The 20360-nt window shown below is 54.5% G+C and carries 18 protein-coding genes and 1 riboswitch; of the genes, 8 read left to right on the top strand and 10 right to left on the bottom strand.

The window, feature by feature from the left end:
- Positions 1 to 70: 70 nt before the first annotated feature.
- Positions 71 to 2104, bottom strand: a complete 2034-nt coding sequence (gene metG / locus ADJ24_RS01570) for a methionine--tRNA ligase (RefSeq protein WP_023312441.1) — start codon at positions 2102 to 2104, stop codon at positions 71 to 73.
- 166 nt (positions 2105 to 2270) lie between these two features.
- On the opposite strand from metG, the gene apbC reads away from it, so the two are divergent.
- Positions 2271 to 3380 (top strand): iron-sulfur cluster carrier protein ApbC, encoded by a 1110-nt coding sequence (apbC, locus tag ADJ24_RS01565; RefSeq protein WP_023312440.1) that lies wholly within the window; start codon positions 2271 to 2273, stop codon positions 3378 to 3380.
- 95 nt (positions 3381 to 3475) lie between these two features.
- Here apbC and ADJ24_RS01560 read toward each other — a convergent pair whose 3' ends face one another.
- Together ADJ24_RS01560 and ADJ24_RS01555 are read right to left on the bottom strand one after the other, a co-directional pair.
- Complete coding sequence (locus ADJ24_RS01560; protein ID WP_023312439.1) at positions 3476 to 3931, bottom strand: GNAT family N-acetyltransferase; 456 nt, start codon at positions 3929 to 3931, stop codon at positions 3476 to 3478.
- Positions 3906 to 4238: an RcnB family protein gene (locus tag ADJ24_RS01555; RefSeq protein WP_023336316.1), complete on the bottom strand. Its 333-nt coding sequence runs from the start codon at positions 4236 to 4238 to the stop codon at positions 3906 to 3908. The genes ADJ24_RS01560 and ADJ24_RS01555 overlap by 26 nt, the downstream gene beginning before the upstream one ends.
- A gap of 487 nt (positions 4239 to 4725) precedes the next feature.
- Here ADJ24_RS01555 and ADJ24_RS01550 point away from each other — a divergent pair, with 487 nt between their 5' ends.
- The 4 genes from ADJ24_RS01550 (at position 4726) to ADJ24_RS01535 (ending at position 9086) form a co-directional block, all read left to right on the top strand.
- Positions 4726 to 5865, top strand: coding sequence for a polysaccharide export protein (locus ADJ24_RS01550; protein ID WP_023312437.1), 1140 nt, complete (start codon positions 4726 to 4728; stop codon positions 5863 to 5865).
- Positions 5865 to 6314, top strand: a complete 450-nt coding sequence (locus ADJ24_RS01545) for a phosphotyrosine protein phosphatase (protein ID WP_023312436.1) — start codon at positions 5865 to 5867, stop codon at positions 6312 to 6314. Before ADJ24_RS01550 ends, ADJ24_RS01545 begins: the two co-directional genes overlap by 1 nt.
- Positions 6314 to 8494 carry a polysaccharide biosynthesis tyrosine autokinase gene (locus ADJ24_RS01540; protein WP_023312435.1) on the top strand — a complete coding sequence of 727 codons (2181 nt, stop codon included), beginning with the start codon at positions 6314 to 6316 and terminating at the stop codon, positions 8492 to 8494. The genes ADJ24_RS01545 and ADJ24_RS01540 overlap by 1 nt, the downstream gene beginning before the upstream one ends.
- Before the next feature lie 76 nt (positions 8495 to 8570).
- Positions 8571 to 9086: a protein disulfide oxidoreductase gene (locus tag ADJ24_RS01535; RefSeq protein ID WP_023312434.1), complete on the top strand. Its 516-nt coding sequence runs from the start codon at positions 8571 to 8573 to the stop codon at positions 9084 to 9086.
- A 36-nt stretch (positions 9087 to 9122) separates the two neighbouring features.
- Here ADJ24_RS01535 and ADJ24_RS01530 read toward each other — a convergent pair whose 3' ends face one another.
- From ADJ24_RS01530 to ADJ24_RS25440, 4 genes are all read right to left on the bottom strand, one after another.
- Positions 9123 to 10589, bottom strand: coding sequence for a pyridoxal phosphate-dependent decarboxylase family protein (locus ADJ24_RS01530; RefSeq protein ID WP_023312433.1), 1467 nt, complete (start codon positions 10587 to 10589; stop codon positions 9123 to 9125).
- Positions 10590 to 10607: 18 nt separating this feature from the next.
- Positions 10608 to 11984, bottom strand: a complete 1377-nt coding sequence (locus tag ADJ24_RS01525; RefSeq protein ID WP_014884533.1) for a diaminobutyrate--2-oxoglutarate transaminase — start codon at positions 11982 to 11984, stop codon at positions 10608 to 10610.
- Between the two features lie 313 nt (positions 11985 to 12297).
- Positions 12298 to 12732, bottom strand: coding sequence for a hypothetical protein (locus tag ADJ24_RS01520; protein WP_048701914.1), 435 nt, complete (start codon positions 12730 to 12732; stop codon positions 12298 to 12300).
- A 210-nt stretch (positions 12733 to 12942) separates the two neighbouring features.
- A complete protein-coding gene (locus tag ADJ24_RS25440; protein ID WP_023312431.1) occupies positions 12943 to 13827 on the bottom strand; it encodes a YadA C-terminal domain-containing protein in 885 nt (294 codons plus the stop codon).
- Between the two features lie 626 nt (positions 13828 to 14453).
- Positions 14454 to 14550, top strand: a riboswitch (TPP riboswitch).
- Positions 14551 to 14585: 35 nt separating this feature from the next.
- On the opposite strand from ADJ24_RS25440, the gene thiM reads away from it, so the two are divergent.
- The 3 genes from thiM to ADJ24_RS01495 are packed head-to-tail and all read left to right on the top strand — an operon-like array spanning position 14586 to position 16942.
- Positions 14586 to 15356, top strand: coding sequence for a hydroxyethylthiazole kinase (gene thiM / locus ADJ24_RS01505; RefSeq protein ID WP_023312430.1), 771 nt, complete (start codon positions 14586 to 14588; stop codon positions 15354 to 15356).
- Positions 15353 to 16153: a bifunctional hydroxymethylpyrimidine kinase/phosphomethylpyrimidine kinase gene (gene thiD / locus ADJ24_RS01500; RefSeq protein WP_023312429.1), complete on the top strand. Its 801-nt coding sequence runs from the start codon at positions 15353 to 15355 to the stop codon at positions 16151 to 16153. The genes thiM and thiD overlap by 4 nt, the downstream gene beginning before the upstream one ends.
- Before the next feature lie 42 nt (positions 16154 to 16195).
- On the top strand, positions 16196 to 16942 hold the full coding sequence (locus ADJ24_RS01495; protein ID WP_023312428.1) for a GntR family transcriptional regulator: 747 nt from the start codon (positions 16196 to 16198) through the stop codon (positions 16940 to 16942).
- On the opposite strand, the gene ADJ24_RS01490 is transcribed toward ADJ24_RS01495, so the two are convergent.
- From ADJ24_RS01490 to ADJ24_RS01480, 3 genes are read right to left on the bottom strand one after another with little or no spacing between them, the layout of a single operon-like run.
- Complete coding sequence (locus ADJ24_RS01490) at positions 16916 to 17869, bottom strand: PfkB family carbohydrate kinase (RefSeq protein ID WP_023312427.1); 954 nt, start codon at positions 17867 to 17869, stop codon at positions 16916 to 16918. The genes ADJ24_RS01495 and ADJ24_RS01490 overlap by 27 nt on opposite strands.
- Complete coding sequence (locus ADJ24_RS01485; protein WP_023312426.1) at positions 17866 to 18870, bottom strand: ADP-ribosylglycohydrolase family protein; 1005 nt, start codon at positions 18868 to 18870, stop codon at positions 17866 to 17868. Before ADJ24_RS01485 ends, ADJ24_RS01490 begins: the two co-directional genes overlap by 4 nt.
- Complete coding sequence (locus tag ADJ24_RS01480; RefSeq protein WP_023312425.1) at positions 18867 to 20144, bottom strand: nucleoside permease; 1278 nt, start codon at positions 20142 to 20144, stop codon at positions 18867 to 18869. The genes ADJ24_RS01485 and ADJ24_RS01480 overlap by 4 nt, the downstream gene beginning before the upstream one ends.
- Positions 20145 to 20360: the final 216 nt, after the last annotated feature.

Genomic DNA, 20360 nt, shown 5'->3' with positions numbered 1-20360 from the left:
CTCTCCCACGTGGAGAGGGAGAAAACAAAACGCCATAAAAAAAGCCGGAGACAATCTCCGGCTTTTTTTGTTATTTCACCTGCTGCCCAGGCTTCGCGCCTTCATCAGGGCTTAACAGGAAGATATCTTTCCCGCCAGGGCCTGCGGCCATTACCATCCCTTCAGAGATGCCGAAGCGCATTTTGCGCGGCGCAAGGTTCGCCACCATCACGGTTTGACGACCGATCAGCACCTGCGGGTCCGGGTAGGCTGAACGGATGCCGGAGAAGACGTTACGCTTCTCCCCGCCCAGATCCAGCGTCAGGCGCAGCAGCTTGTCAGATCCTTCCACGAATTCCGCGTTTTCGATCAGCGCCACGCGCAGGTCAACTTTGGCGAAATCGTCAAAGGTAATGGTCTCCTGAATCGGATCGTCTGCCAGCGGGCCGGTGACCGGTGCCGAAGCCGCCTTCACCTCTTCTTTAGACGCTTCCACCAGGGCTTCAACCTGCTTCATCTCGATGCGGTTGTACAGCGCTTTAAAGGTGTTCACCTTGTGGCCGAGCAGCGGCTGCGCCATGGCATCCCAGGTCAGTTCGGTGTTCAGGAACGCTTCGGCGCGGGCTGCCAGCTGCGGCAGAACCGGCTTCAGGTACGTCATCAGCACGCGGAACAGGTTGATGCCCATGGAGCAGATGGCCTGCAGGTCGGCATCGCGGCCTTCCTGTTTCGCGACAACCCACGGTGCCTGCTCGTCCACATAGCGGTTCGCCAGGTCAGCCAGGGCCATGATTTCGCGCACCGCTTTGCCGAACTCACGGGTTTCCCACGCGTCGCCAATGGTGGCTGCCGCGTCGGTAAAGGTTTTGTACAGGTCAGGATCGGCCAGTTCAGCCGCCATCACGCCGTCAAAACGTTTGGCAATAAAGCCCGCGTTACGGGAGGCCAGGTTCACCACCTTGTTGACGATGTCCGCGTTCACTCGCTGCACGAAATCTTCCAGGTTCAGGTCGATGTCGTCGATGCGGGAAGAGAGCTTCGCGGTGTAGTAGTAGCGCAGGCTGTCCGCGTCGAAGTGGTTCAGCCAGGTGCTGGCCTTAATGAACGTCCCGCGAGACTTGGACATCTTCGCGCCGTTCACCGTCACGTAGCCGTGTACGAACAGGTTAGTTGGCTTTCGGAAGTTACTGCCTTCCAGCATCGCCGGCCAGAACAGGCTGTGGAAATAAACGATGTCTTTACCGATAAAGTGATACAGCTCTGCCGTGGAATCTTTCTTCCAGTATTGGTCGAAGCTGACGGTGTCGCCACGCTTGTCGCACAGGTTCTTGAAGGAGCCCATGTAGCCGATTGGCGCGTCCAGCCAGACGTAGAAGTATTTGCCCGGCGCGTTCGGGATTTCAAAGCCGAAGTACGGCGCATCGCGGGAGATATCCCACTGCTGCAGGCCGGATTCGAACCACTCCTGCATTTTGTTCGCCACCTGCTCCTGCAGCGCGCCGCTGCGGGTCCACGCCTGCAGCATTTCGCTGAAGGACGGCAGGTCGAAGAAGAAGTGCTCGGAGTCACGCATCACAGGCGTGGCGCCGGATACCACGGATTTCGGCTCGATAAGCTCGGTCGGGCTGTAGGTCGCGCCGCACACTTCGCAGTTATCGCCGTACTGGTCCGGGGATTTACATTTCGGACAGGTGCCTTTGACGAAACGGTCCGGCAGGAACATGCCTTTTTCCGGATCGTAAAGCTGAGAGATGGTGCGGTTTTTGATAAAACCGTTCTCTTTCAGGCGGGTGTAGATCAGCTCCGACAGCTCGCGGTTTTCGTCGCTGTGCGTGGAGTGATAGTTGTCATAGCTGATGTCAAAGCCAGCAAAATCGGTCTGATGCTCCTGACTCATTTCGGCAATCATCTGCTCCGGGGAGATCCCCAGCTGCTGCGCTTTCAGCATGATCGGCGTGCCGTGAGCATCGTCCGCACAGATGAAGTTAACCTCGTGGCCGCGCATTCGCTGGTAACGGACCCAGACATCAGCCTGGATATGCTCCAGCATGTGGCCGAGGTGGATTGAGCCGTTGGCGTACGGCAGTGCGCACGTTACCAGAATTTTCTTCGCGACTTGAGTCATAGTAGGCATTACTTCTTTTAACTGTGAAAAGGGTTTTTGATGTTACCCGAAAGGTAATAACTACGCCAAGTGATAAGGGCATTAATCCATAAATGAATAATTGTTACCTCTGGGGTAAACTTGGTAATTACACGTCTTTTTTCAGAACAACTACAAAGGAGTCGGGATGAGTTCTCTATCCCAGGCCAAATCACCGGAAGCCTTGCGAGCAATGGTCGCCGGGACGCTGGCTAACTTTCAGCATCCAACCCTGAAGCACAATCTCACTACGCTGAAAGCGTTACACCACGTTGCCTGGCTGGACGATACCCTGCACATTGAGCTGCAGATGCCGTTCGTCTGGACCAGCGCCTTTGACGCGCTGAAAGAGCAGACCAGCTCTGAGCTGCTGCGCATTACCGGTGCGAAGGCGATCGACTGGAAGCTGAGCCACAGCATCGCCACGCTGAAGCGCGTGAAAAACCAGCCTGGCGTAAACGGCGTGAAAAATATCATTGCCGTCAGCTCGGGCAAGGGCGGAGTAGGGAAATCCTCTACCGCCGTTAACCTGGCGCTCGCGCTGGCAGCGGAAGGGGCAAAGGTCGGTATTCTGGATGCGGATATCTACGGTCCGTCTATTCCGAACATGCTGGGCGCGGAAAACCAGCGCCCAACCTCGCCGGACGGAACCCACATGGCGCCAATTATGGCTCACGGTCTGGCGACCAACTCGATCGGTTACCTGGTGACCGACGATAACGCCATGGTCTGGCGCGGCCCGATGGCCAGCAAAGCGCTGCTGCAGATGCTGCAGGAGACGATGTGGCCGGATCTGGATTATCTGGTGCTGGACATGCCGCCGGGCACCGGTGACATTCAGCTGACGCTGGCGCAGAACATTCCGGTCACGGGGGCGGTCGTCGTGACTACGCCGCAGGATATTGCGCTGATCGACGCCAAAAAAGGCATCGTGATGTTCGAGAAGGTGGAAGTGCCGGTGCTCGGTATCGTCGAGAACATGAGCGTGCACATCTGCAGCAACTGCGGTCACCACGAACCTATCTTCGGTACGGGTGGTGCAGAAAAACTGGCTGCGAAGTATCACACTCAGCTGCTGGGGCAGATGCCGCTGCACATTACCCTCCGTGAAGATCTGGACAGCGGAAAGCCGACAGTGGTCAGCCGCCCAGACAGCGAATTCGCGGAAATGTATCGCCAGCTGGCGGGACGCGTTGCGGCGCAGCTTTACTGGCAGGGCGAAGTGATCCCGGGCGAAATCGCGTTCCGCGCGGTGTAACGCCTTCGCGTTGAATTGCCGGGTGGCGCTTCGCTTACCTGGCCTACAACTGGCACTATCACGTAGGTCGGGTATGGCGAAGCCGCCACCCGACTTTAACCCAACCGATAGTGCATCAAATAATACTCTCCGTCCGGAGAATCACCCGTCGCCTCAATGTGCCAGCCGTGTCGCTGGTAAAACGCGACAGCCCGCGCATTCTTCACCAGGCACTTAAGCGAACCCGTACTGGTAAACGTTTCCTGTACGTGTTCAAGTAACTCATGCCCGACGCCCATGCTCTGATACTGCGGATCGACAAACAGGTTGTGCAGGAAATTATCGTTCGTCCAGACGGAGGCAAAACCCAGGCGATGACCGTTCTGCGTGGCAACCCAAATCACTTCGTCACGGGTTGCCGCGTCAAAGTCTTCAAGCTGCCAGTCTGCACTGTCCAGCCATGGCCAGGCTTCACGCCGGGCGTGGAGGTAGAGCGTGCGCAGGAAAGGGCGGTCACTTTCCTGCCAGGGGCGAATCACAATTGCGTTAGCGGTGATAGAAAATATCTCCATTGTAGGCTTTGTAGATCTTGCCATCAGCATCGCCGATCAGCACGTAGTTCTCACCCATATAGGTCCAGTGGGTTCCAGCATCCGGAGCCGGCAGGTTACGTAACTGGTACTGTTTGATGGTGTACTCTGGCGTTTGATACTGCGCCGGCGCCGTGTCGCCAATCTTGAATTTCGTAAAGTCAGCGATGAACTCTTGTTCTTCATAGGCCTTGATGCCCGATGGCGCAGCGGCCGTTTGCGGGGCAGCGAATGCAGATCCCGCCAGAGACAGTAATACACCCAGAAGCAGCAATTTACGCTTAGCCATTTTTTCTCCAGTGATATCGTTACAGATACTTTTCGTCTGCAGGTCGTGCAAAGCGGAGCAGACAGTCCATTTTAAGTATCAACGCAGGGTATGTTTGAAAAAAAATGTAACAAAAGTGGACGGTTTTGTGTAGTCGAATGGGATGATGTTTATCACTGTGGTGAATATTGCCTGCTCCTTATATTTTTAAAATTTATTATTTCACTAATTAATTCTGAAAATGGTTTTTAACGTCAAAATTGGACTGTTGTATGAATGCTTTCCTGCCGAAGAAGATTTAATATTGCCTTCGGGCGAAACAATCTTACTTCTCTTTTTTTTACAGGGATGAGTATCAATTTTGTTTTTTAGAGAGCAGTTTTGCCACGTTTTATAATGTCAGAATTTCATGTTTCATGAAAATAATCAATTAAATTTCATGGCGTTAGATTTGATCTCTTTGCAAGATTAACGATAAGCGCAACGTTAAAAAGAAATATTTATACAAATGAAAAGTACAACTGCATTTTCGCTGTTATTTCTCACCGTTAGTCAGTTAACGGGGTGTGTATTTGCCCCCGGCCAGAACTTAAGTGTGTCCGGGAAAAAGGTCATTGCGGCGGAAGACGTTAATTATAATCTTGATAAGCGCGTGGAAATTTTCACATTAACGCCGGGATTGATTGAAAAGCTGCGTCCGACCGTATCGAAATCTCAGGCAAATCCTAATCTGGATGAGCAGATCAAAAACTGGGAATACCGTATTGGCGCAGGCGACATCCTGACGGTCACCGTCTGGGATCACCCTGAATTAACGACGCCCGCGGGACAATATCGTAGCGCAAGCGATGCAGGCAACTGGGTCAACGCCGATGGTACTCTCTTTTATCCCTACGTCGGTAAGCTGCGGGTGGCGGGAAAAACGGTTTCACAGGTACGTGAAGAGATTACAGAGCGACTGGATAAAGTCATTGAGAGCCCGCAGGTGGACGTCAGCATTGCCGCCTTCCGCTCCCAAAAAGCCTATGTCACCGGAGAGGTCGAAAAATCGGGCCAACAACCCATAACGAATATTCCACTGACGGTGATGGATGCGGTTAACGCCGCTGGCGGTCTTTCTGCGGATGCCGACTGGCGTAACGTCGTGCTCACGCATGATGGCAAGGACGCCCGCCTTTCGCTCTATGCGCTGATGCAGCATGGCGATTTGACTCAAAATAAGCTGCTTTATCCGGGCGATATCCTGTTTATTCCCCGGAACGACGCGCTGAAAGTGTTCGTGATGGGCGAAGTGGTCAAGCAGAGTACGCTTAAGATGGATCGTAGCGGCATGACGCTGGCCGAAGCCCTGGGAAATGCTGGTGGACTTAACCAAAATATGGCCGATGCAACCGGCATTTTTGTTATTCGGCAGCTATCCAAAAAAGGCGACACGGACAAAATTGCCAATATCTATCAACTGAATGCGGAAGATGCGTCAGCAATGGTGCTGGGTACGGAATTCCAGCTGGAGCCGTATGACATTGTTTACGTCACTACGGCACCGTTATCACGCTGGAATCGCGTGATCACCCAGCTGGTGCCTACCATCAGCGGCGTCCATGACCTGACCGAAACCGTTCGTTACATCAGATCGTGGCCGCAGTAATGTTTCAGTCAATCTTAGTTGTCTGCACCGGCAATATTTGCCGTTCACCGATTGGTGAGCGGCTGTTGCGTCAGCAATTACCCGGCAAGCAGGTGACCTCAGCAGGTATTTTTGGACTTGAAGGACGCCCGGCGGATGCGGCTGCGCAGGCTGTCGCCTGGCGTCATGGCGTTTCGCTGGAAGGGCATGTTGCCCGAAAGGTGACGCGCAGCCTGCTGCAACAATCCGATTTGATTCTGGTAATGGAGCCGAAACACCTCCGTTTTATTGCCGCAATGACTCCGGAGAACCGGGGAAAATCGCTGCTCTTTGGACAATGGCTGGAAACCAGGGACATTCCCGACCCGTATCACAAAAGTCGCGAAGTTTATGAATATGTTTTCGAGCAATTGGGTAAAGCCAGTCAGGAATGGACTCGTCGTTTGAGTCAACAAGGAATGAAGCCGTAATGTCGTCTTCTAAATCAGATAAATATAGTGCTGCGACACCGCAGAATAATGAAATCGATCTTCTTCAGTTGCTTGCTGAGATGTTTGACAACCGGGTGACGATTGCGTGTGTCACGCTCCTGTTCACGGTATGCGCGGGTATCTACGCGTTCAGCGCCACGCCAGTTTATCAGGCTGATGCCCTGGTACAGGTAGAGGCGAAGCAGAATAACTCGCTGCTCAAGAACCTGACCCCGTTCGGGTCAGAACTCTCGCCAGATGTCGCGCCGGAACTTTTACTCCTTAAATCACGGATGATTCTGGGAGAGACCGTTGATCAATTAGGGCTGACGTACAACGCCAGGCGACGCGTTTTTCCTGTCATTGGGTCTTTGTGGGAACACGTGCGGGGACGTAAATCCGATGAAATAACGATCGGCGCGCTGACTATTCCCCTTCTGGAAGGTAAGCCACAAACGCTTTTACTCACCGTACAGGGGAAAGGGCGGTATCGTCTTGAGGGAAAAACGCTTGAAGCAGACGGCATCGTGGGGAAAACGCTGGTTAAAGACGGAATATCGCTTCTGGTGACATCTCTCCGTGCGAAACCAGGCACCCAGTTTACCCTCGAAGCAGTTACAAGGCTTGACGCGATCGACGCCATTCAGAACAGGCTTACGGTTGTTGAGTCGGCGAAACAGAGCGGTATGATCGCATTAACGTTAATGGGTGAAGACCCCGCCAGAATCGCTGCGGTACTAAATACCATTGCAGAAAATTTTCTCAGCCAGAATATTGCGCGCCAGGAAGCGAAAGATTCCCGTAGCCTCACGTTCTTACAGGAGCAATTACCTAAGATCAGCCGGGAGCTGGATGAAGCTGAAGCGCGTCTGAATGCCTACAGAGAGCAACGCGATTCTGTCGACTTATCTCTGGAAGCAAAGTCAGTCCTTGATCAGGTTGTTAACGTGGAAAACCAGCTTAACGAGCTGACTTTCCGCGAAGCAGAGGTTTCACAACTTTTTAAAAAGGACCATCCCACCTACCGTGCCCTGTTGGAGAAAAAACAAACGCTTGAACGCGAGCGTGCGCGCCTGAATAATCGCGTCTCAACCATGCCTTCCACGCAGCAGGAAATCTTGCGGCTGAGTCGTGACGTTGAATCCGGGCGTGCCATATACCTGCAGTTGCTGACGCGTCAGCAAGAGTTGAGTATTTCGCGCTCCAGCGCTATCGGGAACGTGCGGATTATTGACCCGGCCATAGCGAAGCCAGATCCGATCAAACCGCACAAAGCGCTCATTATCGTACTGGGTATGCTGATGGGATTGATGCTCTCTGCCGGCATGATTTTAGTGCGCTCAGCCTTTAAGCGGGGCATTACCTCGTCTGAACAACTGGAAGTGGAGGGGATACCGCTTCTGGCGACGCTTCCGCGCTCGGTATGGCTCTGGAAAAAAACGCACCTGCGCAGGAGAACCCTGTTTGCGTCCCACTGGAAGCACAGGACGTCCAACGTTCCTTTTCTGCCCGTTGACCGCCCGGCAGATATGTTTGTCGAGGCGGTGCGCGGGCTGCGCACCAGTCTGCATTTTACCATGATGGATGCCGCAAACCGGGTCGTCGTGATGACTGGCCCCACGCAGGACTGCGGAAAGACGCTGGTCAGCACTTCACTGGCGTCGATTGCCGCTCAGGCCGGACAGCGAGTGCTGTTTATTGATGCGGATATGCGCAAGGGGTATGTCCACAATGTTTTCAAACTGAGCAATCATCGGGGATTATCCTGCGTGCTCGCAGGAGCTGTCGAATGGCAGGAGGCGGTTCAGCACGTTGAGAAGGGCGGTTTTGATGTATTGACATGCGGACCCCAACCTTCGCATCCCGTTGAGCTGCTCATGGGCGAACGCTTCCAGGCCGTGATGTCGCAGATAGATAAAATGTATGACATCGTGATTGTCGATACCCCACCTGTGCTTGCCGTAACGGATGCCTTGCTGATAGCCCGAGCAGCGGCGACCACGCTGCTGGTCGCCCGCTTTGGTAAAACTAACGTCAAGGAGATCGAGAACTGCCTGAATCGTCTGCAGCAAATGGGCGTGCAGGTGAATGGCGCGATCCTCAATGATATCGTGAAATCTGCCGTGCTTTATTACAACTCGGGATATAGCCATTACGACTACGGTTATACCCAGGAATAAACCTGACGCGACACTTCTTTACAGCGTGATGGCGTATTGCCCGTTAAGATGACCTTCGTTAAAACATGAGGTCATAATGGATAACCGCAAAATCAGTCGACTGCGCCGCTGGGCGCGGGAAGGAATCGTACTCGTTCTGCTGACGCTGGCCGTAGTGTGGGGTGTTGATCAGTATCGAAAACCGACACTCCCCGCCAGTTTTAGCGCAACACCAATGCAGAGCATCGACGGTAACATTCACGATATCTCGGCCCTGAGCCAGGAACGGCCGCTGCTGATTTACGTCTGGGCCACCTGGTGCAGCATATGCCGTTACACGACGCCTTCCGTTAATCAGCTGGCAGAAGAGGGGGGGAACGTGGTGAGCATTGCCATGCGTTCCGGTGATAACACAAAACTTGCGCGCTGGGTTGAAAAGAAACAGCTGAAAATGCCGGTGATAAACGATGAAAACGGTGCGTTGTCGCAGCAGTGGCAGGTGAGCGTAACGCCGACGCTGGTCATTGTGTCGAAGGGGAATGTGGTCAGCACCACGACGGGCTGGACGAGCTACTGGGGATTAAAATTAAGGATGTGGTGGGCAGGCGTATAAAAATAACCCCTCTCCCGGCGGAAGAGGGGTGTTGTATTACTTAGCCAGAACTTCCTGCGCGGTGCGCTCAACCAGAGACAGCAGGATTTTAATATCTTCCAGCGTCACGGTTGGGTTCAGCAGCGTCAGCTTCAGGCAGGTGACGCCGTTGTGCTCGGTCACACCAACGTTCGCACGGCCGGATTCCAGCAGCGCATCACCAATTTTCTGGTTCAGCAGGGCGATGCCCGCGTCATCCATCTGAACCTGTCCGCGGAAGCGGAACAGAACGCTTGCCAGCTGTGGCTGCATAACCAGTTCCAGAGCAGGCTGCTCTTTCACGTAGGCCGCAACCTGCTGCGCCAGGGTCACGCCGTGATCGATGATCGCCGCGTATTGCTCCTGACCCAGCGCTTCCAGGCTCATCCACAGCTTCAGCGCGTCAAAACGACGGGTGGTCTGCAGAGATTTGGACACCAGGTTAGGCACACCCGCTTCTTCGTCGAACTCAGAGTTCAGGTAGGCCGCCTGATAGCGCATCAGCTCGTAGTGACGCGCTTCTTTCAGCAGGAACGCGCCGCAGCTGATGGTCTGGAAGAACTGCTTGTGGAAGTCCAGGGTGACGGAATCCACCAGCTCGATGCCGTCCAGGTAGTGACGATACTGCTCAGACATCAGCAGCGCGCCGCCCCAGGCCGCATCAACGTGTACCCAGATGTTCTGCTTAGCGGCCAGCTCTGCAATTGCACGCAGCGGGTCAATAGCACCGGCATCGGTTGTACCTGCCGTTGCGACGATCGCCAGAATCTGCTCGCCGTTCGCGTTGCACTGCTCAATTTTCGCCGCCAGATCGGTCAGATCCATGCGGGAAAATTCGTCCGTTTTCACCTGCACCACGGACTGGTAGCCCAGACCCATCAGCGCCATGTTTTTCTGCACGGAGAAGTGTGCGTTTTCGGAGCACAGCACGCGAATTTTGCGCAGATCTCCCACCAGACCGTCCTGCTGAACGGAGTGACCCTGACGCGCGAAGAACGCATCGCGAGCCAGCATCAGGCCCATCAGGTTGCTCTGGGTACCGCCGCTGGTGAAGACACCTGCGTCGCCGGCCTGATAACCCACGCGGGTACGCAGCCACTCGATCAGCTTGATCTCAATAATGGTTGCGGACGGGCTTTGATCCCAGGAGTCCATACTCTGGTTAGTGGCGTTGATCAGCACTTCCGCCGCCTGGCTTACCACCAGGCTTGGGCAGTGCAGGTGCGCCACACACTGCGGGTGATGAACGGACAGGCTGTCTTTCAGGAAGAACTCCACGGCGCGTTCAATCGCCGCTTCGTTGCCCAGCCCTTTCGGGTTGAAATCCAGCTTAATACGGTCGCGCAGTTCTGCGACCGTTTTGCCCTGGTACATCTCAGGCTGTTTCAGCCACTGCATCACAGCCTGAGTGCTTTGTTCGATCGCCTGCTGATAAGCTTCAATGCTCTGCGCAGAGGAGAACAAAATTGGGTTTGAATCAGACATCGTAATCAATAACTCCGGTTACGCCGGGCGAACGCCCGCAGCAAGCAGTGCCTGCTCAAATTTATCCAGGAAGATTTTCAGCTCTTCGTCGCTGATCAGCAGAGACGGCAGCAGACGCAGAACGATACCGTTACGGCCACCGCGCTCCAGAATCAGACCGGCTTCGAAGCACTTCTTCTGAATCAGTGCAGACAGCTCGCCGTCGCCCGGGAAGCAGCCCATGTGGTCAGCGGCTTCATGTGGCTTAACGATCTCAATACCGATCATCATGCCCAGGCCGCGCACGTGGCCGATAACAGGATAGCGTTTCGCCATCTCTTTCAGCTGGCCTTTCAGCCATTCGCCCTGTGCAGCCACTTTGCCTGCGATGTTCTGGTCTTTCAGGATTTTCAGCGTCGTCAGACCGGTTGCCATCGCCAGCTGGTTGCCGCGGAAGGTACCGGTGTGGTGACCTGGCGCCCATGCGTCGAACTGCTTTTTGATACCGAGCACGGCCAGCGGCAGACCGCCACCTACGGCTTTAGACATCACGATAATGTCTGGCTCAATGCCCGCGTGTTCGAAGGCGAAGAATTTACCGGTACGGGCAAAGCCAGCCTGAACTTCGTCGAGGATCAGCAGAATGCCGTGTTCCTGAGTCACTTTACGGATGCGCTGCAGCCACTCAGCCGGAGCCGGGTTCACGCCGCCTTCGCCCTGAACGGCTTCCAGAATCACCGCAGCAGGTTTACGCACGCCGCTTTCAACGTCGTTGATCAGGTTATCGAAGTAGTAAGTCAGCGCTTTCACGCCCGCTTCACCACCGATACCCAGCGGGCAGCGGTATTCGTGCGGGTAAGGCATGAACTGCACTTCTGGCATCATACCGTCAACCGCTTCTTTCGGAGAAAGGTTGCCGGTCACGGACAGCGCGCCGTGGGTCATACCGTGGTAACCACCAGAGAAGCTGATGATACCGCTACGACCGGTCACTTTTTTCGCCAGCTTCAGCGCCGCTTCAACGGCGTCAGCACCGGATGGACCGGTGAACTGCAGGCAGTACTCTTTGCCCTGACCAGGCAGCAGAGAGAGCAGGTATTCAGAAAACGCGTCTTTCAGAGGCGTAGTCAGATCCAGGGTATGTAACGGCAAGCCGCTGGTAATGACATTTTGGATGCTTTTCAGCACATCAGGATGGTTATGGCCAAGCGCAAGGGTCCCCGCGCCTGCTAAACAGTCAAGGTATTCTTTATTATCTGCATCGGTGATCCACACGCCTTCTGCTTTAGTGATGGCTAAAGGCAGTTTGCGCGGATAACTCCTGACGTTAGATTCAAACTCGGCCTGACGGGCCAGATAGGTTTCGTTGCTTTTGTGGGCATCTACGGTGTCAATACGGACTTTATCCGTCATCATATCACTCCTACAACCGCCGCTTCGTTATGAGCCACGATTGAATAAAAAGTTAAAAAACAGATGGGGGCCTGAAAAAAACGCCGCCAATATAGAGCCTTTTGCCACGGGGCTCAATGGTTAATTTGTTTACTGTTTTGTGACATGGCGCTCAGGGGAAGAGATATCCCCTTTTTAAGAAAGAAAATTGCGCTTTATGATAAAGAAAAACAGACAGTTACGTATGTTCTGTCCCGACTGTAAATTCATAAAAAAGAGTGTGACAAATCGTGCCATTCGCTGACCAAAAAGGAGGCAGACAGCCTCCTTGTTAGCTTTATTTCTGCGACACTTGCAAAATGCCGTGGTTACGCCCCGTCGTCTTATTCCAGGACGCCGCCGTAATGCCGTTCTCATCAAGGCTTAGCGATATAACAAAACCATTACCGTGAATCTCATAGAAATGAGCATTCAGACGTTTCACGGTGGCCTTTTTGCCGTTAATGGTGGCGTTAAAAAAGCCATTTGAAATCGTGGCGTTAAACGCATCCGATGTGAAAGTGGCTTCACGCAAAGGGTCGTGGACCGCAGCTGTTGTGTGCTGTGCCGCATTTTGGGCTTTTGTTTTGTGAATATCACAAGAGCCGTCATTCGCGTTCATCTCAGTACATCCTGAACGTTCTAATTGAGCACGATAGTGCGCGTTAATCGCATGAGCCGGTGTTGTCGCTACCGTCAATATCAGTGCAATCCATATTAATTGAGTTTTCATGGCTAAACTTTTGTCCACCTTATAAAACGCACAGATAATAAGAGACGTACATCATGCCGATCCAAATACCGACACCAATGAGTATCAGATACAGGGTCGCTGAAATAATGATATGTCTGAGCATGTTTTTTCTGTCATCGCTATTCTTGCCGGAGGCAAGCGGGTTATTAACTTAACGGCGTCAGTTAATAATGCTTAAGTTGTATTTAGTTAAAAGCCCATTCCGACGCCAACTGACGCCCCCATATTATTGGCGGTATCATCAGAGAAGCTCACTTTCGCGATGACATGTGAACTAAAGTTAACGGATGCCCCGACGGCAAGGGCGCTTTCATTATTGTACGTTGCACCGCCAGCAGAGAACATAACATGCTGATTCGTTTGTACCTGCGGTAAACCTGCCATCGCCATGGCGCCCGAGATACCGGCGTTGGCCTGCTTCTTATTATTATCCACTTCGTCATGCAATGATTTGAATTGCTGATTGGTGTTGTTATTCATTGCCTGTAACGTCTGCTTTGTTGCCTGAAGTTCCTGAGCGGTGGCGGTAACAGCCTGGGTATTATTAGCCACTTTAGTTTGCGTTGCTGCGTCTACCTGCATGTGCGTCACGGTGGTCGTCACGCCATCTTTACCATCTTTACCATCTACGCCGTTAGTGGGTTTAGGGGCATTTTCCAGGCTGTCAAGACGGTTATCTTGCACTTTGTTAACGTTTTCCATATTGATAATTTCTGTGCCGTTCGTCATAACGCCCTGTAAAGCCGCATCGCTTTTTTGATTGGCAGTATCTGCAAGCGCGCCAGCAAGCAAGGCTTTTTGGTAAGCGTCATTTGTGGCTTGCTCAATAACCAAAACACCTAATTTAGTGGATTGAAGGTCGCTATCCACCTGCGTTAAGCGATTTTCAGTTGAGAGATCGCGAGCAATACTATCGACCCTGTTTTGCGTAATTTGGTCTTGATGGTCATTCACAATATCTGTGATTGATGCGTCATCCCAAACGGCAGCAGCAGCGTTGGTAATATTCATGGCGCTACCGGCGACCACCCCAAATACAAAAACAGGAATAACAGATTTATTGAAAAGTTTCATTCGAAGGACTCACATCATTAATGTATAAAAAAACAAAATTAAGCAGAACAGTTTTGGCTTTAGTGGCATGTGGATATCTGTATTTCCGTATGTAAATACTGGATATTCGATGCCCGGACCTTTTTTAGTAGCGTGAATAAACTATCGATTAAACCCAAATTGATGATTTTGATCTAAATCATAAATGATATGAATAAATGAAAGGGCAGGGTGCTGTATCGAGGAGGTTTATTTAATGTATATATTAACTTATGGATTGTGCGATAAATCAAGGGAAGCGTTAAGCTATTGATGAAAGTACAAATGTTTAATAGAGTTAAATAAATTAGTACTTTCTTATTCTTTCATGCGAAAGAAGTTTATCTATCTTATAAAAGCGGAATGAGCACGTAATAAAAAATAATAGTCTCAGCAAAAGTACGTAATAAAGTTTTTCAATAACGTATTAACAATAACTGAACCAGAATTAACTAAAGCGTAATAAATGTTGGCAAATGACGGGAAAGAGCGTCTGGAGATTTCCGCTGTGACAAACGGCGTGATAAATCGAAACTCCTTGCGCCTGGCCTGGGGCCGCGGTTACACTACATAACGTTAATGAGTTTTATAACTCACTGTTTTAAAAGTATTTTGACTCGGGGTGCCCTTCTTTGTGAAGGCTGAGAAATACCCGTATTACCTGATCTGGATAATGCCAGCGTAGGGAAGTCAGATGCCTTCCCGGTCATCGCTTCTTCACGCAAGGCAGGAGCGAACCCATGCAGCCTGACCTGCTCAATTTACGCGTTTTACACCACTTCCGAACCCGTTCTCCGCTGACCCACTGTATGACCAACGATGTCGTACAGACCTTCACGGCCAACGTTTTGCTGGCGCTTGGCGCATCACCCGCGATGGTGATTGAGGCCGAAGAGGCTGAACAGTTTGCCGGCATCGCCGATGCGCTGCTGATTAACGTTGGTACGCTGACCTCGCCGCGTGCCCAGGCGATGCGTCGGGCAATAGAAAGCGCGGTGGCTGCAGGCAAGCCCTGGACGCTGGACCCGGTTGCCGCGGGCGCCCTGACGTTCCGCACCCGTTTTTGCCATCAAATCCTTGCCCTGAAACCGGCTGCCATTCGCGGCAATGCCTCCGAAATTCTGGCCCTTGCCGGAATGAGCGCGGGCGGGCGCGGCGTTGATACAACCGATACCGCAGCCAGCGCGGTGCCCGCCGCACAGGCGCTGGCTCGCCAGACCAGTGCCGTTGTGGTCGTCACCGGCGAGGTGGATTACATCACTGACGGGCAACGCACCCGCACGATAACGGGCGGCGATCCGTTGATGACGCGCGTAGTGGGAACCGGATGCGCGCTTTCTGCCGTTGTGGCGGCGAGCTGCTCGCTGCCTGGCGACCGGATGGATAACGTCGCTGCCGCCTGCGGATGGATGAAGCGAGCCGGAACGGTGGCCGTTGCGCAGTCACGTGGGCCTGGCAGTTTTGCCAGCGCGTTTCTGGATGCGCTCTATACGCTGGAGGAGCAGGCATGAAACGGATTAACGCCCTGACCATTGCCGGCACCGATCCCAGCGGCGGCGCGGGTATCCAGGCCGATCTCAAAACCTTCTCGGCCCTTGGCGCGTACGGCTGCTCGGTCATTACCGCGCTGGTGGCGCAAAACACGCGCGGCGTGCAGTCGGTCTATCGTATCGAGCCGGATTTTGTTGCCGCGCAGCTGGATTCTGTGTTCAGCGACGTGCGCATCGATACCACCAAGATCGGCATGCTGGCCGAGACGGATATTGTGGAAGCGGTGGCCGAGCGGCTTAAACGCTATCAGGTGCAAAACGTGGTGCTGGATACCGTCATGCTGGCGAAAAGCGGCGACCCGCTGCTCTCCGCCTCCGCCGTGGAGACGCTGCGTACAAAGCTGCTGCCGCAGGTGGCGCTTATCACGCCCAATCTGCCGGAAGCCGCCGCGCTGTTAGGCACATCGCATGCGCAAACTGAACGCGAGATGAAAGCGCAGGGAAACGCGCTGTTGGCGATGGGCTGCGGCGCGGTGCTGATGAAAGGCGGGCACCTGGATGATGCCGAAAGCCCGGACTGGCTGTTTACCCGCGACGGCGAAGTACGCTTTACCGCGCCGCGCGTGCAGACCAAAAACACCCACGGCACGGGCTGCACGCTCTCCGCCGCGCTGGCGGCGCTGCGCCCGCGGCATGACGGCTGGGCCGATACGGTGCGCGAAGCGAAAACCTGGCTCTCGGCGGCGCTGGCAAAAGCCGATACTCTGGAAGTGGGTCACGGTATTGGGCCGGTTCATCATTTTCATGCATGGTGGTAACCCAGTATACTGGCAGGAAACACCACGCCTGAGAAAACAGAGATGGAACAAGCGCATACCCGGTTAATCGCTCAACTGAATGAACGGATCGCCGCGCCTGACAACACGCCGCTGTACCTGAAATTTGCCGAAACGGTAAAAAACGCGGTGCGCAGCGGGGTGCTGGAGCACGGGAATATTTTGCCCGGCGAGCGCGATCTGAGCCAGTTAACCGGGGTGTCGCGCATCACTGTGCGAAAGGCGATGCAGGCGCTGGAGGAAGAGGGCGTGGTGACGCGCTCCCGTGGCTATGGCACGCAAATCAACAATATCTTTGAATATTCGCTGAAAGAGGCGCGCGGTTTTTCCCAGCAGGTAGTGCTGCGCGGCCAAAAGCCTAATACGCTGTGGGTCAACAAGCGGGTGGTGAAGTGCCCGGAAGAGGTCGCAAACCACCTGTCGATTCCTCCGGACAGCGAGGTCTTTTTGCTCAAGCGCATTCGCTATGTGGATGACGATGCGGTGTCGATTGAAGAGTCCTGGGTGCCGGTTGGCCTCATTCCCGATCCGGATGCGATTGGCATTTCGCTGTACGACTACTTCCGCAGCCAGAATATCTTCCCGCAGCGCACCCGTTCACGGGTTAGCGCCCGCATGCCGGACAGCGAGTTTCAGGCGCACATTAAGATGGACGAAAAAATACCGGTGCTGGTGATCAAGCAGGTTGCGCTTGACCAACAGCACCGGCCGATTGAGTACAGCATCAGCTACTGTCGCAGCGATCTATACGTCTTTGTGTGCGAGGAATAATTCGTCGCGAGTCGGGGCGCAGTCCCCGCCGCGGTGGCTGACTACCCAGGACGCCACAGCGTTCCCCAGCAGAACGGCGTCTGCCAGTGACCATCCCGCCGCCAGCCCGGCAAGCGTGCCGCCCGCGTGGCTGTCGCCAGCGCCAATGGTGTCCACAACCGTCGCCGGAAACGCCGGAACAACGCCCGAGACGTCACCGTCATACCATGTGGCGCCGTCTTTATCATGACGCACAATCAGCGCGGCGCCGAAGCGCTGCTGCCACTCCGCACCCAGGTTTTCAGCCGCTACGCCCAGTCGTTCGGCTGCGATCTCCGCTTCCTGACGATTGAGCGACACGATCGGCCTGCAGGCCATAATCCGCGCCATCAGCGCGTCGGGGATATCCGCGATGCGAGGGCCGAAATCGATAAACGCCGTCACGTCCCGCAACCCCTCCAGCCAGCGTGTCAGCAGCTCGCCGCACGGCGAGGCCAGCTGGTAGCCGGATAAGTAGACCAGGCTCTTCGACGGGATGTTAAGCACATCAAGCCAGCGCTGCTGCCACTGGTTCTCCACGCCGCTAAAGGACATAAAGGTGCGCTCGCCGTCTGGCTCCACCAGCGCCAGGCACCAGCCGTTATCGCCGGTTTCGGCCTGGATGGCGCTGTGCAGATCCTGCTTCGCCATGGCGTTGCGGATGATGTCCGCCCATACCCCGTGACCAACAGGCAGGGCGTTTTGCGCTGTAATGCCGAGCCGCTTCAGGGCGATGGCGATATTCAGCGCGCAGCCGCCAATATTCACGCCCTGCTGTTTGAGCTCGATATCGCACCCGCGCCAGGGCAGGGCGTAGGCGTCGGCGATGACGTCTATCACCGCCGCGCCCAGCACCGTCACCGGGCGCGTGGCGTGCAGGGTGTCGAGACGTTGGGCAAATGAACTCATACGCCCTCCCTTTGCTCCCGGTAGTGCAGCAGTTTCTCGCTATAGTGGCCGAAATCGAGCCGGTTGACGGCGTCGAGTTCGGCTTTGAGCGCCGGGTCAATCGCCTGTACGCCATGGAGCGCGCCGCAGATGGCCGTCGCCATCGCGCCAATAGTGTCGGTATCGCCGCCCAGGTTGGCGCATAAAATGGCGCAGCGGTTTGGGTCGGTTCCCGCCAGTTCGACCATCGCAATGGCCGCCGGAACGGACTCAATGGTGCTGGTTCCGGCCCCCACAAGCTGGTAAACCTGCTCGCTGGCGGACTCAACCCCGTTGGCTTCCCGTACGGTCTTAAGCGCCAGCTCAATACGTGCCGCCAGCGACGCGCTGAAGGTGGTGGTTTTCGCCTCCTGCGCGTAGCGGGCGATACCCGGCAGCGCATCGACGATGTTCTGCCAGCTTTCGCCGTCGACGGCGCGGGAAATCGCCCAGGCAATCACCACCGCGCCGGCAATAGCGAGGTCGGATTTATGGGTCGGGCTGGAGGCCAGCGCCACCTGCTCAACAAAGTGTTCCAGACGCGTGGCCGGGAGCAGGCAGCCCAGCGGGGAGGCGCGCATCGCCGCCCCGTTGGTTACGCCGTTGTTGTCCAGTTCGCTAACCGGCTTGCCGTCGCGAATCGCATTAAGCGCGATTTTGGAGGTCGGGCCGAGCACGTTCTTATTAAACGCGTCGAAATCGAGCGCCCAGCGCAGAATATGCTTGCCGATAACGTCCGCGTTAATCTCCCCGTCGCACTCGATGAGCGCGTCCGCCAGGCACAGCGCCATTGAGGTATCGTCGGTGAACTCTGCCTGTTTGAAATAGCAGGCCGCATTATTCTCTGCCGGGCCGGGTAAAAAGCGGTCGATCCAGCCGAAGTGCGCCTTGACGCGCTTTCTCGGCCACAGCTCCGACGGCATGCCCATCGCATCGCCTAACGCCTGCCCGTAAAGGGCACCGAGAACACGTTCTTGTTTCATTTAACTTCCCCTTGTGTCAGCGCGGCATCGCTATCAACCACCTCAATTGCGGCGATCTCTTTATCCGATTCGCGGAAAAACAGCATAAACAGCACGGCAATCACGGCAATCATGATTGCACCAAACGTCCACATTCCGGCCCAGTTGAAGGTCAGCCCATTCACCGGCTCTTTGTATGCGAACATTTTTTCCATCATCACGCCGCCCAGGCGGTAACCCAGCAGGCTACCAAAGCCCTGACAGCACAGCGTAATCAGGCCCTGCGCGGCGGTGCGCATGTGCACCGGCGCTTTTTTGTCCACGTAGATGTACGCGGTGACGTAATAAAAGTCGTAGCTTACGCCGTGCAGCAGAATGCCGAGGAACAGCAGGGCGTAGGTGAAGTACTGTTCCGCTCCGCCGTAAATGAAGAACCCGTAGCGGATGGCGGCGGTAATCAGACCCAGCAGTAAGACCTTCTTAATACCAAAGCGTTTGGTAAAGAACGGCAGGGCGAGCATAAAGAAGATTTCGGAGAACTGGCCGAGCGTCATCCAGCCGGTGGCGTTTTTCATCCCCACTTCGGTGAGATAGCCGTTGGCGAAGATGTAATAGAAGGCCAGCGGCATGGCGAACAGGAACGAGCAGAAGAAGAACACCAGGAAGTTTCTGTCGCGCAGCAGGATCAGCGCGTCCAGCCCGAGCATCACTTTGAAATCCAGCTTGCCGGTACTTTTCGGCGGCGTATTCGGCAGGAACAGGGCAAAGACGCCGAGCAGGGCGGAGCTGGCTGCCGTCATCAGCAGCGGGATGTTGGTGTCGGAAATATCGCTGTAGCCCAGCATCTGCGGCAGGAACCCGCACGCCAGACCGGAGGCGATCCAGCCGATGGTGCCCATCACGCGGATGCGCGGGAAATCGGCCTCGACGTCGTCCACGTTGGCAAAGGCGATACTGTTGGTCAGCGCGATGGTTGGCATATAGGTCAGGGAGTAAACCAGCAGCAGCGGGAAGAAGGTGCTGAACTGGGTTTGCTGTGCAGCGAAGTACATCAGAATCGCACCGGCGAACATCAGCGCTGACAGCACTTTCTGCGCGGCGAAGAAGCGGTCCGTCAGCGAGCCGACCAGAATCGGGGAGAGGATCGCGGCAATGGCGGTACAGGCGTAAGACCAGCCGATTTCCCCGGCGGTAAAACCGCTTTTGCTCAGCCACAGCCACAGCGGCACAAACCACGCGCCCCAGATAAACCATTCAACAAACATCATGAATGACAGTTGGACTTTCGTTTTCATTTTTTAATCCTGCATGTCAGAGAGGGTACGCCTTTAACATACCACTCAATAATACCTTTTAAATACCTTTGTGGCGATTGTTTGATCAATGTAACAGTTTTGTTGTACACGAATCGAGCCAGCAGATTGTGCTGAAAAAAAATGCAAAAGGTGGAAAATCTGTTAAGTCGGTACCAGGCTTAGTCTGCCCATAAAAGATGGGACTGGATAAACACA

Origin of the sequence: Enterobacter sp. 940_PEND, assembly GCF_001059415.1 — a bacterium.
Taxonomy (GTDB): domain Bacteria; phylum Pseudomonadota; class Gammaproteobacteria; order Enterobacterales; family Enterobacteriaceae; genus Enterobacter; species Enterobacter cloacae_M.
The sequence above is the reverse complement of the archived record's forward strand: the minus strand, read 5'-3'. Positions and strand labels throughout refer to the sequence as shown.

Excerpts from the sequence above, each read along its gene's own strand:
- metG (WP_023312441.1), bottom strand. The coding sequence starts at position 2,104 with ATGACTCAAGTCGCGAAGAAAATTCTGGTAACGTGCGCACTGCCGTAC.
- apbC (WP_023312440.1), top strand. The coding sequence starts at position 2,271 with ATGAGTTCTCTATCCCAGGCCAAATCACCGGAAGCCTTGCGAGCAATG.
- ADJ24_RS01560 (WP_023312439.1), bottom strand. The coding sequence starts at position 3,931 with ATGGAGATATTTTCTATCACCGCTAACGCAATTGTGATTCGCCCCTGG.
- ADJ24_RS01555 (WP_023336316.1), bottom strand. The coding sequence starts at position 4,238 with ATGGCTAAGCGTAAATTGCTGCTTCTGGGTGTATTACTGTCTCTGGCG.
- ADJ24_RS01550 (WP_023312437.1), top strand. The coding sequence starts at position 4,726 with ATGAAAAGTACAACTGCATTTTCGCTGTTATTTCTCACCGTTAGTCAG.
- ADJ24_RS01545 (WP_023312436.1), top strand. The coding sequence starts at position 5,865 with ATGTTTCAGTCAATCTTAGTTGTCTGCACCGGCAATATTTGCCGTTCA.
- ADJ24_RS01540 (WP_023312435.1), top strand. The coding sequence starts at position 6,314 with ATGTCGTCTTCTAAATCAGATAAATATAGTGCTGCGACACCGCAGAAT.
- ADJ24_RS01535 (WP_023312434.1), top strand. The coding sequence starts at position 8,571 with ATGGATAACCGCAAAATCAGTCGACTGCGCCGCTGGGCGCGGGAAGGA.
- ADJ24_RS01530 (WP_023312433.1), bottom strand. The coding sequence starts at position 10,589 with ATGTCTGATTCAAACCCAATTTTGTTCTCCTCTGCGCAGAGCATTGAA.
- ADJ24_RS01525 (WP_014884533.1), bottom strand. The coding sequence starts at position 11,984 with ATGATGACGGATAAAGTCCGTATTGACACCGTAGATGCCCACAAAAGC.
- ADJ24_RS01520 (WP_048701914.1), bottom strand. The coding sequence starts at position 12,732 with ATGAAAACTCAATTAATATGGATTGCACTGATATTGACGGTAGCGACA.
- ADJ24_RS25440 (WP_023312431.1), bottom strand. The coding sequence starts at position 13,827 with ATGAAACTTTTCAATAAATCTGTTATTCCTGTTTTTGTATTTGGGGTG.
- thiM (WP_023312430.1), top strand. The coding sequence starts at position 14,586 with ATGCAGCCTGACCTGCTCAATTTACGCGTTTTACACCACTTCCGAACC.
- thiD (WP_023312429.1), top strand. The coding sequence starts at position 15,353 with ATGAAACGGATTAACGCCCTGACCATTGCCGGCACCGATCCCAGCGGC.
- ADJ24_RS01495 (WP_023312428.1), top strand. The coding sequence starts at position 16,196 with ATGGAACAAGCGCATACCCGGTTAATCGCTCAACTGAATGAACGGATC.
- ADJ24_RS01490 (WP_023312427.1), bottom strand. The coding sequence starts at position 17,869 with ATGAGTTCATTTGCCCAACGTCTCGACACCCTGCACGCCACGCGCCCG.
- ADJ24_RS01485 (WP_023312426.1), bottom strand. The coding sequence starts at position 18,870 with ATGAAACAAGAACGTGTTCTCGGTGCCCTTTACGGGCAGGCGTTAGGC.
- ADJ24_RS01480 (WP_023312425.1), bottom strand. The coding sequence starts at position 20,144 with ATGAAAACGAAAGTCCAACTGTCATTCATGATGTTTGTTGAATGGTTT.